At 68.8% G+C, this 14,398-nt stretch carries 10 protein-coding genes; 4 read left to right on the top strand and 6 right to left on the bottom strand.

The features are described 5' to 3' along the window. Nucleotides 1-31: 31 nt before the first annotated feature. Nucleotides 32-1,546 (bottom strand): RNB domain-containing ribonuclease, encoded by a 1,515-nt coding sequence (locus tag ABQJ54_RS11695; protein ID WP_367854487.1) that lies wholly within the window; start codon nt 1,544-1,546, stop codon nt 32-34. 126 nt (nt 1,547-1,672) lie between these two features. Here ABQJ54_RS11695 and ABQJ54_RS11690 point away from each other — a divergent pair, with 126 nt between their 5' ends. Next, entirely contained in the window at nt 1,673-2,146 is a 474-nt protein-coding gene (locus ABQJ54_RS11690; RefSeq protein WP_367854486.1) for a GNAT family N-acetyltransferase, read from the top strand. 13 nt (nt 2,147-2,159) lie between these two features. Here ABQJ54_RS11690 and ABQJ54_RS11685 read toward each other — a convergent pair whose 3' ends face one another. The 4 genes from ABQJ54_RS11685 to ABQJ54_RS11670 all read right to left on the bottom strand — a co-directional run bounded on the left by ABQJ54_RS11685 (nt 2,160) and on the right by ABQJ54_RS11670 (nt 8,325). Further along, a complete protein-coding gene (locus tag ABQJ54_RS11685) occupies nt 2,160-2,507 on the bottom strand; it encodes a GFA family protein (protein WP_367854485.1) in 348 nt (115 codons plus the stop codon). Nucleotides 2,508-2,747: 240 nt separating this feature from the next. After that, the gene (locus tag ABQJ54_RS11680) at nt 2,748-5,846 is read right to left on the bottom strand and encodes an efflux RND transporter permease subunit (protein WP_367854899.1); all 3,099 of its coding nucleotides are present in this window, start codon (nt 5,844-5,846) and stop codon (nt 2,748-2,750) included. A gap of 11 nt (nt 5,847-5,857) precedes the next feature. After that, a complete protein-coding gene (locus tag ABQJ54_RS11675; RefSeq protein WP_367854484.1) occupies nt 5,858-6,949 on the bottom strand; it encodes an efflux RND transporter periplasmic adaptor subunit in 1,092 nt (363 codons plus the stop codon). Then, on the bottom strand, nt 6,946-8,325 hold the full coding sequence (locus tag ABQJ54_RS11670) for a TolC family protein (RefSeq protein ID WP_367854483.1): 1,380 nt from the start codon (nt 8,323-8,325) through the stop codon (nt 6,946-6,948). Before ABQJ54_RS11670 ends, ABQJ54_RS11675 begins: the two co-directional genes overlap by 4 nt. A gap of 104 nt (nt 8,326-8,429) precedes the next feature. On the opposite strand from ABQJ54_RS11670, the gene ABQJ54_RS11665 reads away from it, so the two are divergent. After that, nucleotides 8,430-10,394, top strand: coding sequence for a CocE/NonD family hydrolase (locus tag ABQJ54_RS11665; protein WP_367854482.1), 1,965 nt, complete (start codon nt 8,430-8,432; stop codon nt 10,392-10,394). Between the two features lie 202 nt (nt 10,395-10,596). Here ABQJ54_RS11665 and ABQJ54_RS11660 read toward each other — a convergent pair whose 3' ends face one another. Further along, the gene (locus ABQJ54_RS11660; protein ID WP_367854481.1) at nt 10,597-11,373 is read right to left on the bottom strand and encodes a SapC family protein; all 777 of its coding nucleotides are present in this window, start codon (nt 11,371-11,373) and stop codon (nt 10,597-10,599) included. A gap of 303 nt (nt 11,374-11,676) precedes the next feature. On the opposite strand from ABQJ54_RS11660, the gene ABQJ54_RS11655 reads away from it, so the two are divergent. Next, nucleotides 11,677-12,276 carry an HNH endonuclease gene (locus ABQJ54_RS11655; protein ID WP_367854480.1) on the top strand — a complete coding sequence of 200 codons (600 nt, stop codon included), beginning with the start codon at nt 11,677-11,679 and terminating at the stop codon, nt 12,274-12,276. Between the two features lie 79 nt (nt 12,277-12,355). Then, nucleotides 12,356-14,248 carry a 1-deoxy-D-xylulose-5-phosphate synthase gene (dxs, locus tag ABQJ54_RS11650; protein ID WP_367854479.1) on the top strand — a complete coding sequence of 631 codons (1,893 nt, stop codon included), beginning with the start codon at nt 12,356-12,358 and terminating at the stop codon, nt 14,246-14,248. The last annotated feature ends 150 nt before the right edge of the window (nt 14,249-14,398 follow it).

Here is a 14,398-nt window from a genome sequence, read left to right as displayed (position 1 = left end):
CTCGTCGCGCCCCCTGCACATCTGCAACAGCTTACCTATCGGCCGGTGATGCGCGAGTTGAAGCCCCCCTGTCCCCGGAAACCAACTCGAAGCGCACCACGCGCTTCACCGGATCGGCCTCGGCCAGCCGCACCGTCACTTCCTGCCCCAGCGGCAGCGGCAGCGCGGAGGTGACGCGCGCCTCGATCGCGGGATCGCGCAGCATCACCACGCCGCCGTGCGCGGCACCGCCGCCGCCGTGGCCGTTGCCGCGATCCCGGTCCGCGCCGTTGGCCTCGACGATGGCACCCTGGAAAGTCTCGCCCGCGCGCGGCGCCAGCAGCACCGCCTCGACCAGGTCGATCACCTGGCGCTCGTACTGGTGCGCGCGGCGATCGGCCTCCTGCATCAGCTCCGGCAAGGCGGGCAGCGCGGCGCGCACCCAGTCCGGCACCGGCTGGTTCGCACACAACGCCACGCAGACTTCCCCCACGTAGCGGTCCACCAGCCGGCGCAGCGGTGCGGTGGCATGCGCGTATTCCGCCGCCAGCGCGGACTGCACGGGCTGCGCGGGCAACTCGCCGTCGAAGGCCACATAGCCGGCACCGCGCAGCACCGTGGTGCAGGCGGTGAGCATCGCCACGTGGGTATCCTGCGCGGGGTCGAGCGAACGGATGAAACCGGGGTAGCCCTGTGCCGGCGGCCAGGCGATGCCGAGTGCCTGTGCGGTGAGCCTGAGCCGCGCGATCGCCTGCGGATCCGGTGGCGGCAGCGTGCGCAGCAGGCCGACCTTGCCCTTCACCATCAGTTGCGCCGCGGCCATGCCGGTGAGCAGCGAGATCTGCGCGTTCCAGTCCTCGACCGGCTGGCTGACGCGATAGTCCAGCTGCCACTGCCCGTCCGTCACGCTGATCTCCTGCTCGGGCAACGCGAGGCTGATGCCGCCGCGTGCCTGCTCGCCGCGCTGGCGCAGCTCGCCCACCTCGCGCAGCAGCGACCACAGCGGAGCGGCGGTGCCGGCATCGATCTGTTGCTGCACGCCGGCGTAGTCGAGCCGGGCGCGGCTCTTCACGCGTGCGCGGCGCACGTCGACGGCGACGATCTCGCCGCCCGCGTCGAGGTCGATCGTCCACAGCAGCGCGGGGCGCAGCTGGTCCGGCAGCAGCGAGGCGGCACCCTCGGAGAGCGCCAGCGGATGCAGCGGGATGCGCGAATCGGCGCCGTACAGCGTTTCGCCGCGACGATGCGCCTCGGCATCCACCGCATCGCCCGGCGCCACGAATGCGGCCACGTCGGCGATCGCGTAGAACACCCGATAGCCGTCGTCGCGCCGCTCCAGGTGCAGGGCCTGGTCCAGGTCCATCGAGCCGGGCGGATCGATGGTGACCAGCGGAATGCCGGTGCGATCCAGCGCGGGCAGCCGCGGCTGCGAAGCCGCCCGCGCCGCCGCGGTCTCGACCTCGGACGGGAACGCCACGGGCAGTTTCATCTCGCGCTGGATCGCGGCGAGGCCTTGCGCGAGCGTGGCGTCGGCGCCGCTCTGGAGGCGGATGCGGGTGGCGGGCATGAGGCATCCTGGCGGCGGCGCACGAAGGCCGCACTATAGCTGCGATGCCGCCGGCCGGTGCGGCGCACTTCCACCGCGCGCCGCGACGGTGTAGAACCGACGGAGATTTCCGCACCCATGACGATCATGAGCGACTTGTCCCTGCTGGTCCGTCTGGCCGAAGACGACGACGACTTCATCCTTTCCCTGGTGCCTCGTTTCGTGGACTTCCCGCTGCCCGCATGGCGACGCCGGCACGAATGCATCGAGGGTATCCGCGACGACCTGCTGCGTCACCTGGAGGACCAGCCGGCGAACAGTTACCTGTTCGTGGCCGAGGATGCCGACGGTACGCGGGTGGGTTTCATCCATCTGCAGCGCACCGAGGATTTCTTCAACGGCCGCAGCAACTGCCATATCTCCGATCTCGCCGTGGTGCCGGCACACGAGGGCCGCGGCGTGGGCAAGGCGTTGCTGGCGCACGCCGAGCAGTGGGCGCGCGAGCATCAGTGCAAGTTGGTGACGCTGGCGGTATTCCCCGGCAACGAGCGCGCGCGCAAGGTGTACGAGGCGGCGGGCTTCAGCGCGGATCTTTTGCGGCTGGCAAAGCCGGTGCGTTGAAAGCTTCCGGACGTCAGAGCTTCCGACCGTCAAACGGCACGCGCTTGAGCGTGTCCAGCGCCACGCCATCGAGGCAGCGCACATTGATCGCCGCCATCGGCTTGCCGTCCGGGCCGATGCCCAGGCCGTACGGTGCGCAGCCGCAATGCGGGCAGAAGCGATGATCGATCACGTGCTTGTTGAAGCGGTAGCTCGCCATGTCCGTTTCCGGCGTATGCACGTGCAGGCGCTCGCGCGGCACAAACCACAGCAGATAGCCCTTGCGGCTGCAGTGCGAGCAATTGCACTCCACCGCCGCATCGAACCCGCCTTCGACGTCGAACGCGATGCGTCCGCAGTGGCAGCTGCCGTGGTGGGACATGGACGGACTCTGCGGTGGGGTGGCTGGAGTATTTCATGGAGTGGCAGACGCTGCAGTGCCGTTTCGATGAGGAACACGCGAGGTTGTGCCCTCTCCCCAACCCTCTTCCTCGCCCCTCCACGCGGAGAGAGCACAGGGATGTACTCGGCTCTGGGGAGCGAGGAAAACAGGACCAGCCATGGCCCTTCCCCGCGTCCGCGAGCGGGAGAGGGCGCGGACGTGCCAGCGGGTTCGCGCTGTTCAGCGTCCGGTGATACCGAAGGGTTCAGCGCTCCCGGGCGGCGGCCTCTTCGGTGATTTACGCAGAACTGCGTAGATCACGGGCATCACCAGCAGCACCAGCGGCACCTGCACCAGCATGCCGGCGATGATCGCCACCGCCAGCGGCTGCTGCATCTGCGAGCCCTGGCCGACCGCCAGGGCCAGCGGCAGCAGGGTGAGGATCGCGGCGATGGTGGACATCAGGATCGGCCGCATGCGGTGATGGCCGGCATAGCGCAGCGCATCGTGCAGCGGCATGCGCTGCTCGGCCTCGGTCGCCTCGGTGAAGTAGAAGATCGCCAGCTCGGTGACGATGCCCACGATCATTGTCATGCCCATCATCGCCGAGATGTTGAGCTCGATGCCGGTGACCCACAGCCCCACGAACACCGCCGCCAGGGCCAGCAGCGGCGCCACCATGATCGCCAGCGCCACGCGGAAACTCTCGTAGAGGAACAGCAGCAGCGTGAACACCAGCGCGATCGCCGCCAGCATCACGATGCCGAGGTCGTGGAAGGCCATCTGCTGCTGCGCGTACAGGCCGCCCAGCTCGTGGTACATGCTCGCCGGCAGCAGGCCCGGTCTGGCCAATACCTGCTTCACGTCGGCCACGGTGGAACCGAGGTCGCGGCCCACGATGCGCGCGGTCACCGCCACCATGCGCTTGAGGTTGTCGCGATCGATTTCCGGCTGCCCCTGCACCGCCTGGATCGTGGCGAGTCCGGACAGCGGCACCACGTGACCGTCGGCGGTGCGGATCGGCAGAGCCTGCAACTGCTCCAGCTGCGCGCGCGAAGCCGGCGGCAGCCACACGCGCACGCCTATCATCTTCGGTCCCTGCGGCAGTTGCGCGGCCACGTTGCCGGCCACCGCATCCGAGACCTGCTGCGCCACCGCCACCGGGTCGAGCCCGTAGAGGCCGGCCTTGACCGGGTCGACGCGCACGTCCAACGCGTCGCCCGCGGGGTTGATGCCGTTGTGCACTTCGGCCACGCCGTTGACCTTGGCGATTGCCGCGGCCACCTTCTTCGCGGTGGCGGCCAGCTGCGCCTCGTCATCGCCGTAGAGCTTGATCTCGATCGGCTGCGGCACCTCGGTGAGGTCGCCGATCAGGTCTTCCATCAACTGCGCCACGTCCACGTCCAGCCCCGGCACCTGGGCCGCGATCTGCTCGCGGATCTGCTCCATCACATCGGCGGTGGAAGGGCGTGCGCCGTTCTTCAGGCGCACGAAGAAGTCACCGGTGTTCGGCTCGGTGAGGCCGCCGCCGAGCTGCAGGCCGGTGCGCCGCGAATAGGTGTCCACCCAGGGATTGGCGCGGATGATCCGCTCGACCTGCTGCAGCAGGCGGTCGGTCTCGTCCAGCGAGGTGCCGGGCGGCGACAGGTAGTCGAGCGTGAAGCCGCCCTCGTCCATGTCCGGCATGAAGCCGCTGCCCACCTGGCGGTAGGCCAGCACGCCCACCAGCAGCAACGGGATCACGCCGAGCAGGATCAGCACGGGCCGTTGCAGCAGCCGCCCCAGCGTGCGCTCGTAACCGGCGAGCATCCGCTGCGAAAAGCGACCAGGCGGATGCTCCGCCGCATGGCGTTCGTCGATCAGCCACTCGGCCAGCAGCGGCACCGCCACCCAGGTCAGCAGGTACGAGATCACCAGCGCGCTGGCCATGGTCAGCGACAGCGCCTTGAAGAACGCGCCGGTGACGCCGGTGAGGAAGGCCAGTGGCAGGAAGATCACCACCGTGGCCGCGCTGGAGCCGGTGAGCGGGCGGGTGAACTCCCACGCCGCGCCCGCGATGCGCTCACTGATTCTGGACGGCGTGCCCGGCCCGGCGCCGTCGCGCAGCCGGCGCATGATGTGCTCCAGCATCACGATCACGTCGTCGATCAGCAGGCCCACCGCGGCCGCCATGCCGCCCAGCGTCATCATGTTGAAACTCATGTGCAGCAGGTCGAGCAGCAGCACGGTGACGGCCAGCGTGGCCGGCACCACGATCAGCGCCACCAGGATCACCCGCGCGTTGCGCAGGAACACGAACAGCACCAATCCCGCCAGCACGATGCCGATCAGGATCGCGTCGCGTACGCTGCCGGCCGCGCCCAGCACCAGCTGGGTCTGGTCGTACCAGTTGGCGATGTGCAGGCCTTGCGGCGCCTGCTGCTGGTAGTCGGCCAGGCGCTGCTTCACGTCGCGGGCGATCTGCACGCTGTTGCCGTCGGGCTGCTGGAACACCTGCATCAGCACCGCATCGTGGCCGTCGGCGGTGGTGCGCACCCATTGCGGCTCGTGGCTCATGCCCACCGTGGCCACGTCCCTGAGGCGCAGCACGCCGTGCGCGTCGGCGCGCAGCACGATGTCGCCCAGCGCCGCGGCGGTGGCCGGCTGGTTGTCCGCCAGCAGCAGGTAGAGCTTGTAGTGATCCTGCAGCCGGCCCATCGACTGGATGGTGGCGGCGCTCGCCACCGCGTGATCGAGGTCGGCGAGCGTCAGGCCTTGCGCGCGCAGCTTCGCCGCGTCCACGTCCACGTGGAACTCGGCCACGTCGCCGCCCTGCACGTCCACCTGGGCCACGCCGGTGACGCCGGACAGCAGCGGGCGCAGCTGGAACTCGGCGATGTCATGCAGCTGGGTAGGCGTGAGCGTGTCGGAACGCAGGCTGTAGGCGAGTATCGGGAACACCGTGGGATCGAGCCGGATCGCTTCCACGTTCAGGCCGGGCGGCAGGTTGGGCAGCGCCTCGCCGATCGCGGCGTCGACGTCGAGCAGGGCGCGCCCCATGTCCGCGCCCCAGTCGAAGCCGATGTTGATCTCGGCGCTGCCGCGGCTGGTGGTGGAGCGCACCTCGCGCACGCCGCGCACGCGGCGGATCGCCTCCTCCACCGGCCGGGTGACGCTCACCACCATCTGGTCGGCGGGCTGGTCGCCGGCATCCAGCGTCACCCGCACGCGCGGGAACGAGACGTTGGGGAACAGCGAGACCGGCAAGTTGAATGCGCTGGCGATGCCGCCGATGGCGAGGATGAAGGCGAGGAACAGCAGCGAACGCCGGTGCCGGTGCATCCAGCGGGTGACTGTCATCGGTGCGGCAGTCACGGCTTGGGCTCGCTATCGGCCTGGCTATCGCCTTGGCGCACAGCGTCGCCATCGTCTACTTCGTAGGCACCCTGCACGATCACCGGCAGCTTCGCATCGAGTCTGCCGAGCACGCCTACGGTGTCGCCAGCCGGCTGGCGCAGCTGCACGTCCACGCGATGCGCCTTGCCCTGGTCGAGCTGGTACAGGTAATCGCCCTGCCCGTCATGCAGCACGGCGGCGCGCGGCACCGCCCAGGCGGTGTAGTCATCGCTCTGGATGCTGGCCTGCAACGCGGCGCCAGCCACCAGCGTGGCATCGGCAGCGGCGGGAATCTCGGCCTGCACCGGCAGCAGATGGGTCTGCGGATCGATCGCGCGTCCCACCATGCTGAGCTTGCCCTCGAACGCCTTGCCGTCGCCGTACACGCCATGCAACTGCACGGGCATGCCGACGCGCAGCTGCGTGCCGGCGTCGGGCTGGACTCCCAACTCGGCGATCAGCGCATGGGCGGGCATGAAACCCAGCAGCGGCACGTTCGCGGCGAAACGGTCGCCCAGCCCCACCGACAGCGTGGTGACCACACCGTCGTCCGGCGCGGCCACGGTCTCCTGCGCCGCGCCGCCGCCAAGCGCGCGCTGCGCCGCCAGCGCGGCCTGCGCATCGGCCAGCGCCTTGCGCGCCGTGGCGACCTGCGACTGCGTGGCCAGGTGCTGCGCGGCCATCTGCCCGGTGCGTTGCAGCTCGCCGCTGGCCAGGGCCAGCGCCGTCTGCGCCTGCTGCCAGGCGCTGCGCGCCGCCGGGTCGGGCGCGACCGCGAGCAGCGGCTGGCCACGCTTGACCGTCTGTCCCGCGCTCACCTGCAACGCGACCACCTGGCCGCCATGGCCGAGGCTGATCGCCCGCGCGTGATGCGGATCGGCCACCGCGCTGCCCCAGGCCGCCACGCTGTCGTGGAAGCTGCGCTGCACCGGCATCGCCGTGGTGACCTGCGCTACACCCCTGGCGTCGCCGGAGGTGTCATCGTCGCCGCCGCCCTTGCCGCAGGCGGCCAGCAGCAAGGCCGCGACGGCCAGCGCGGCACAGCGCGCGAGCATGGTCTGTTTCATGGTTTGGACGTCCGTTGCATGACGAAATCCGTGCGACCGAGCAGGGCCTCCAGCGCGATCGCGGCGGTGGATCGCGCCTGCTTGAGCGCGATCAGGTCGGTGTCGGCAGCCAGCGCGTTGCTGCGTATCGACAGATACGTGGGCCAGTCGAGCAGGCCTTGCCGCCACGCCCGTTCGGCGGCGCTGCGCGCCGCATCGAGCCGCCGCGCATGCGCGACCTGCGTCGCCTGCCGCGCGTCCAGCGTCTGCAGGTCGGCCGCAAGGCGCTGCATGTCGTTGCGCGTGGCCAGCAGGCGTGCCGCGTAGTCGTCCTTCAACTGCTGGCGGGTGGCCTTCTCGATCGCGATGTTGCCGCGGTTGCGGTCGAACAGCGGCAGGGTGATGCCGAGGCTGAAGCCGCTGGACTTGATGCCGGTGTTGTCGCGTGCGTGATCGAGGCCCAGCGTGATCGCGGGAAACTGGGCGAGGATGGCGCCGCGCAGCCTCGCCTCCTGCGCGCGGTAACCCGCCTGCAGCGCCAACAGGTCGGGCCGCCGCCGCGGCAGGTCGGCCAGCGCCGCCTGCAGCTGCGCGGCGTCGGGATCGGCATGGTAAGGCGCGCCCACCAGATCCAGCGGCGCGCCGGGCGCAAGACCCAGCAACTGGTGCAGGTCGCTTTCGGCCTGGTGCAGGGCCACGGCATTGTCGGCCGCGCGCTGGCGCGCATCGGCCATCGCGTTGAGTCCCGCGCTGGCGCCGTCGTAATCGAGGTTGCCGGCGTTGAGTGCCGCCTGCACCGCCTTGTCCACCGGTGCCAGCGCCTGTTGCTCGGCGTCGAGTTCGGTCTGCTGGGCACGCAGGCTCTGCACCTGGTCGAACAGCAGGCGCGCCTGCGCGATGGTCTGCCACTCTGCCCACAGCAGGTCGAGATTCACCTGTTCGGCCTGCGCGTTCGCCTCGTGCCTGCGCGAAGAACGCAGCAGCAAGGCGCTCACGTCTTCGCTGATGCCGAAGTTGTAGGCCGTGGTGGCGCCGTCGCCGGAATCCTGCGGGAAATCCTCGCCGAAACTCAGCTGTGGATCGGGCAGCAGGCCCGCGGCGAAGGCCTGCGCCCGGGCGATGCCCAGCGCATCGCGCTGCAGCTTGAGGTCGGGGCTGTTCGCCACGGCCAGCATCGCCACCTCGGTGACGTCCAGGCCATCGGCGGGATCGAAACGATGCGTGGCCAGTTCCGGCAGCGGCATCGCACTGGCCGGCACGCTGAGCTGCGCGGCACTGGCGGCGCCTTCGCCCTTGCCCAGCGGCAGGGGGTGATACGTGGCGCAGCCGCACAGCAGCGTCGCCGTGGCGAGCAACGTGGCACGGATGGATGGGCGCGAACGCACGTCGAAGGTCATCGTTACAGCTTGCCGGGGGGCGCTTAGGGCTTTCTTATCATGGCTGCCTGCGACCGCACCGCGGTAAGCTGGATCGGCCACTTCCTTCAGGGGAACCGATCGCCATGACCTCACGCCGTATCGCTGCGCGGCTGAATACCGCGCTGCTCGCCTTCCTGCTCGCCGCCGCCGGCGCCGTGCCGGCCATGGATGCGCCCCAGGCGAAATACCCGGACTACCCCAGCGAGACGCCGGCCAGCTTCAAGCCGGCCACCGCCAGCTTCGACTACGTCGAGCGCGACGTGATGATCCCGATGCGCGACGGCGTGAAGCTCAACACCGTGATCCTGATTCCGAAAGGCGCGAAGCATGCCGGCATCGTGCTCACGCGCACGCCCTACGACGCCCACCAGCTCACCCACAACTTCATGAGCGGCCACCTTGAGCCGCTGCTGCAGGGCTACGACAACGCCGCCGATGTGATCGCGGAGGACGGCTACATCCGCGTGATCCAGGACATCCGCGGCAAGTACGGCTCCGAGGGCGACTACGTGATGAACCGGCCGGTGCACGGCCCGCTCAATCCCACCCCGGTGGACGATGCCACCGACACGTACGACACCATCGACTGGCTGGTGAAGCACATCCCGGAATCGAACGGGCGCGTCGCCACCATCGGCATCTCCTACGACGGTTTCGAGCCGCTGATGTCACTGGTGCATCCGCATCCCGCGCTGAAGGCGGCGGTGCCGATGAACCCGATGGTGGATGGCTGGATGGGCGACGACTGGTTCCACCACGGCGCCTTCCGCGAACAGAACATGAGCTACATCTACGAGCAGGAGGCCAGCCGCGACAACAAGTACAAGTGGTGGACGGATTACCACGACGAGTACGACCTGTTCATGCACTACGGCTCCGCCGGCGCGCTGGGCGAGGCCTACGGCATGCAGCAGCTCGGTTTCTGGAACAAGATCCTCGCCCACCCCGCCTACGACGCGTTCTGGCAGCAGCAGGCGGTGGACAAGGTGCTCGCCGCGCAGCCACTCACCGTGCCGGTGATGCTGGTGCACAGCCTGTGGGACCAGGAGGACATCTACGGTGCGCTGGCCGTCTATCGCGCGATCAAGCCGAAGGACACCAGCGGCGACATGGTGAAGCTGGTGATAGGCCCCTGGCATCACGGCCAGGAGATCGAGGAAGGCAGCTCGCTGGGCGCGATCCGCTTCGGCAGCGACACCGCGAAGTACTTCCGCGAGCACATCCTTCGGCCGTTCCTGGCGCAGTACCTCAAGGATGGCGCGCCGAAGGCGAACCTTGCACCGGTCACCGCCTTCCAGACCGGCACCGACCGCTGGCAGCGGCTGGATCGCTGGCCGCTGGCCTGCGCCAGCGGCTGCCCCGACAAGGACCGCGCGCTGTACCTGGAACCCGGCATGCGACTCGGCTTCGACGCACCCGCGGGCGGCAGCGCCTACGACGAATACGTCTCCGACCCCGCGCACCCGGTGCCGTTCCGCGCGCGGCCGATCCAGCCGATCGGCTACGACAACGGCCTCACCTGGTCCGAATGGCTGGTGGACGACCAGCGCGAAGCCTCCGGCCGCACCGACGTGCTGACCTACGAGACGGCGCCACTGGACAAACCACTGGCCATCACCGGCGTGCCGGTGGTGCACCTGGTGGCCTCCACCAGCGGCACCGACAGCGACTGGGTGGTGAAGCTGATCGACGTCTATCCCGACCAGGTGGCCGAACAACCCGACATGGGCGGCTACCAGCTCGCGGTGGCGATGGACATCTTCCGCGGCCGCTACCGCAACGGCTGGGACAAACCCGAACCGCTCGCATCCAACCAGCCGCTGGCCTACCGCTTCGACCTGCCCGCCACCAACCACGTGTTCCTGCCCGGCCACCGCATCATGGTGCAGGTGCAATCGAGCTGGTTCCCGCTGTACGACCGCAATCCGCAGACCTTCGTGCCCAGCATCTTCGAGGCCAGGCCGTCGGACTACGTGAAAGCCGAACAGCGCATCTACCACTCGCCTGGCGAAGCCAGCTACATCGCGTTGCCGGTGGCGGCGAACTGATCCCGACAATTGAAAAGTACGGCCATGGATGGCCGCCCATTTGATCTTCGCGATCAAGGACGATCGCAAAAGAGTTGAAAAGTGCGGTCATGGATGGCCGCCCGTTTGATCTTCGCGATCAAGGACGATCGCAAAAGCAAACGCCGCGACAGTCACCCGTCGCGGCGCTTTCCTTTCAGGCGCGCATGGCGCCTGGGCAGCCTCAGTTCCTGGGGGCGCCCGCTTCGCTGTCCTCGCGCTCGCCTAGGCGCTGGCCCAGACGGTCGAGGTTGTTCATCGAGATCAGGTGCGCGTAGATCCAGCCGGCAACACCTTCGCGCAGGAACTCCTGGGCGGTCTTCTCGTCCAGTTGGCGCAGCTTCTCCTCGTTGACCACGAACAGGCCGTTGAGGTTGATCACATGGCCATCCGGGTTGTCGGGCGCGCCCTTGCGCATGCTGAGGTTGCGCGGCTCCAGCAGGCCGTGCTTGCGCAGCTGGTCCATGAACCAGCGGGTGCGCGCCACGTGCTGCTGGAACTCGCCGAGGAAACCCACGGCGCGGGTCAGCATTTCGGTGTCGCTGCCGTCCTCGTTGAACAGGCGATCGCCTTCGGCGGTGTTGAAGCCCTCGTAGCCCTCGTCGAGGAACACGGCGAAGTCGTCGCCCTCCTGGCCGGCCGGCTTCTCGGCCAGCACGAACGGATAGCGGCGCACGAAAGCGGGGACGTAGACGTTCGGCGCCCACTGGCCCTGGGCGTCGACGAACAGGTTCTCGTTCTGGCGCAAGCCCAGCAGCGCCACCGGACCGGCAGAGGCCATGTCATTGCCGGCGAACACGATCGGCAGGTCACGCGCGGCCAGGCCGAACTCCACCCCGGTGAGCGGCACCGAATGCGCATCCAGCGCGAACTTCATGTTCGGGATCGGCTTCAGGCGCAGATCCTTGTGCTCGTTGCGGTTGAGCGGCACCGGGCGCTCGTAGAAAAGAACTTCAGCCACGTCATTTACCTCTGCCCCGCCGTGCCGGGGTTGCCACCAGCGGCTTCCCCTCCCAAACCCGGCGTCGGGTCTACAGATGAACGATCACTATATCAGCGCCCGCGTCCGTCCGCGAATCTCCACGTGCAAGACCTATCTGCTTGACCGCAAAGAAATAGCTGTACTTTTGCGATCGTCCCTGATCGCAGGATCACACGGGCGGCCATCCATGGCCGCACTCTTCAAGTTTTGTTCTATGCTGCGGTGCATCCGAGCACCGTTGCATGGCCGCAGCGCTCTTTCTGGTGAGGAAGGACGAACCGCATGCTGATGGAAGTCACGAACCGGGCCGACCTCTGTTCGACCCGCGTGCTGTCACTGGACGCCGCCGGCCGCATCCTGGACTGGATCAGCTGGCAGGATGCCGTGTGCCTCTATGTGCGCGACGCGGTGGCATGGACGCTGGGCGATCCCTGCCTCACGGTGCACGGCGGCCACAACCGTGCGCTGGGTGTGCAGAGCCTGCTTGAGCTGCATCCCATCGTGGCCAGCACCGGCCACTGCCACGAGCATGCGATCGATCCCGCCCCCGCGCTCACCAATAGCGCGCTGTTCGCCCGCGACCGCCACCTGTGCCTGTACTGCGGCGAGCATTTCAATCGCGGCGAGCTGACCCGCGACCACGTGCAGCCGGTGTCGAAGGGCGGCCGCGACGAGTGGGAGAACGTGGTCAGCGCCTGCCTCGCCTGCAATCTCAGGAAAGGCAGCCGCACCCCGCAGCAGGCGCACATGCCGCTGCTGGCCGTGCCCTACCGGCCGAGCTGGGTGGAGCACCTGATCCTGTCCAACCGCAACATCCTGGCCGACCAGATGGAATTCCTGGTCAGCCACCTGCCGCGCGACCGGCGCCAGGCGCTCAGCTGAACCGCTCCGTAGCCGACCGCCCCGGCGCCGCCAGACCGCCGCCCTTGCTCCGCCCGTCCGCTGGTTCAACAATATGCGGATGAAAGATCCTGCTCGCTACCCCCACCTGGCAACCATCGAGGCGCCCGCCGACCTGCGTCGCGTTCCCGACGAGGAACTGCCTGCCGTCGCCGACGAGCTGCGCCAGTACCTGATCGAGTCCGTGGCCAGTTCGGGCGGCCACTTTGGTGCGGGACTGGGCGTGGTGGAGCTTACCGTGGCGCTGCACCACGAGTTCGACACGCCCACCGATCGCCTGGTGTGGGACGTGGGCCACCAGTGCTACCCGCACAAGATCCTCACCGGCCGCCGCGACCGCATCACCACGATCAAGAAGAAGGACGGCCTCGCCCCGTTCCCGCGCCGCGAGGAAAGCGAGTACGACACCTTCGGCGTGGGCCATTCATCCACCTCGATCTCCGCCGCGCTGGGCATGGCCATCGCCAACCAGCGCAAGGGCGACGCGCGCAAGGTGGTGGCGGTGATCGGCGACGGCGCGATGACCGCCGGCATGGCCTTCGAGGCGCTGAACCACGGCGGCGACGTGGAACCGGACATGCTGGTGGTGTTCAACGACAACGGCATGTCGATCAGCGAGAACGTCGGCGCGCTGACCAAGGTGATGTCGCGCGCGCTGGCCAGCCGCCGCTTGAACGCGGTGCGCGAGCGGGCCAAGCGGGCGATCCCCAAGCAGTCCTTCGCCGGCCGCTTCTTCAAGCGCTGGGAGGAGCACGCCAAAGGCATGTTCGTGCCTTCCACGCTGTTCGAGGAACTGGGCTTCCACTACACCGGCCCGATCGACGGCCACAACATCCCGCAGCTGCTGGCCGCGCTGCGCACGGTGAAGAACCTGCCGGGCCCGCAGCTGCTGCACGTGATCACCACCAAGGGCAAGGGCTACGCCCCCGCCGAGCAGGCGCAGATCGAATACCACGCGGTGGGTCCGTTCGACCCCGAGGCCGGCCTGGTGAAGAAGGCCGCGCCCGCCAAACCCACCTACACCGACATCTTCAGCGACTGGCTGTGCGACCAGGCCGCCGCCGACGAGCGTCTGCTGGGCATCACGCCCGCGATGCGCGAAGGCTCCGGCCTGGTGCGCTTCTCGAAGGAATACCCGGAGCGCTACTTCGACGTGGCCATCGCCGAGCAGCACGCGGTGACGCTGGCCGCCGGCATGGCGTGTGAAGGCGCCAAGCCCGTGGTGGCGATCTATTCCACCTTCCTGCAGCGCGCCTACGACCAGGCGATCCACGATGTGGCGCTGCAGAACCTCGACGTCACCTTCGCGATCGACCGCGCCGGCGTGGTCGGCCCGGACGGCGCCACCCATGCGGGCAGCTTCGACCTGTCGTTTCTGCGCTGCCTGCCGAACATGCTGATCATGGCGCCGGCCGACGAGAACGAGTGCCGGCAGATGCTCAGCACCGGCTTCCGGTACGCCGGCCCCGCCGCGATCCGCTATCCGCGCGGCACCGGTCCCGGCATCGCCATCCGGCAGGAACTCGACACCCTGCCGATCGGCAGGGCCGAGCTGCGCCGACGCGGCCGCGGCCTGGCCCTGCTCAGCTTCGGCGCGATGCTGGCACCCGCCGCGGTGATCGCCGGCGAGCTCGATGCCACCCTGGTCAACATGCGCTTCGTGAAGCCGCTGGACGAGGCGCTGCTAGTGGAGCTGGCCAGGACCCACGACGCCTTTGTGACGCTGGAAGACAACGCGATCGCCGGCGGCGCCGGCTCCGCCGTGGCCGAGTGCCTCGCCGCGCACGGCATCGTCAAATCCATCCTCCACCTCGGCCTTCCAGACGTCTATCTGGAACACGGCAGCCGCGAGGAAGTGCTCACCATGGCCGGCCTCGACCTGCCCGGCATCCGCCACGCGATCCACGCGCGCTTCCCGCAGCTGTCCGGCGGCAGCCTCGCCAGCGCGGGCTAGAAGCCCGGCGAGTCACGACGCAGTTATCGACACTGCCGACGCTTCGCCAGTGTCGGAGCACGGCGTGGCCTCGCGCCCATCGGCGGCCGTGTTGCGCCCGGTCATCGCGTCCGCGTCGCCCACGGAGAGCCGCCTGTCCCGACATGCCCC

The organism is Rhodanobacter lycopersici, from assembly GCF_040812335.1.
GTDB classification, from domain to species: domain Bacteria; phylum Pseudomonadota; class Gammaproteobacteria; order Xanthomonadales; family Rhodanobacteraceae; genus Rhodanobacter_A; species Rhodanobacter_A lycopersici.
Note: the sequence above shows the minus strand (reverse complement) of the source record. Positions and strands in the feature narration are given on the sequence as shown.

What these genes read in the sequence shown, in the direction of transcription:
- ABQJ54_RS11655 (WP_367854480.1), top strand. Translation starts at nt 11,677, where the DNA reads ATGCTGATGGAAGTCACGAACCGGGCCGACCTCTGTTCGACCCGCGTG.
- ABQJ54_RS11670 (WP_367854483.1), bottom strand. Translation starts at nt 8,325, where the DNA reads ATGACCTTCGACGTGCGTTCGCGCCCATCCATCCGTGCCACGTTGCTC.
- ABQJ54_RS11690 (WP_367854486.1), top strand. Translation starts at nt 1,673, where the DNA reads ATGAGCGACTTGTCCCTGCTGGTCCGTCTGGCCGAAGACGACGACGAC.
- dxs (WP_367854479.1), top strand. Translation starts at nt 12,356, where the DNA reads ATGAAAGATCCTGCTCGCTACCCCCACCTGGCAACCATCGAGGCGCCC.
- ABQJ54_RS11685 (WP_367854485.1), bottom strand. Translation starts at nt 2,507, where the DNA reads ATGTCCCACCACGGCAGCTGCCACTGCGGACGCATCGCGTTCGACGTC.
- ABQJ54_RS11695 (WP_367854487.1), bottom strand. Translation starts at nt 1,546, where the DNA reads ATGCCCGCCACCCGCATCCGCCTCCAGAGCGGCGCCGACGCCACGCTC.
- ABQJ54_RS11680 (WP_367854899.1), bottom strand. Translation starts at nt 5,846, where the DNA reads ATGACAGTCACCCGCTGGATGCACCGGCACCGGCGTTCGCTGCTGTTC.
- ABQJ54_RS11665 (WP_367854482.1), top strand. Translation starts at nt 8,430, where the DNA reads ATGACCTCACGCCGTATCGCTGCGCGGCTGAATACCGCGCTGCTCGCC.
- ABQJ54_RS11675 (WP_367854484.1), bottom strand. Translation starts at nt 6,949, where the DNA reads ATGAAACAGACCATGCTCGCGCGCTGTGCCGCGCTGGCCGTCGCGGCC.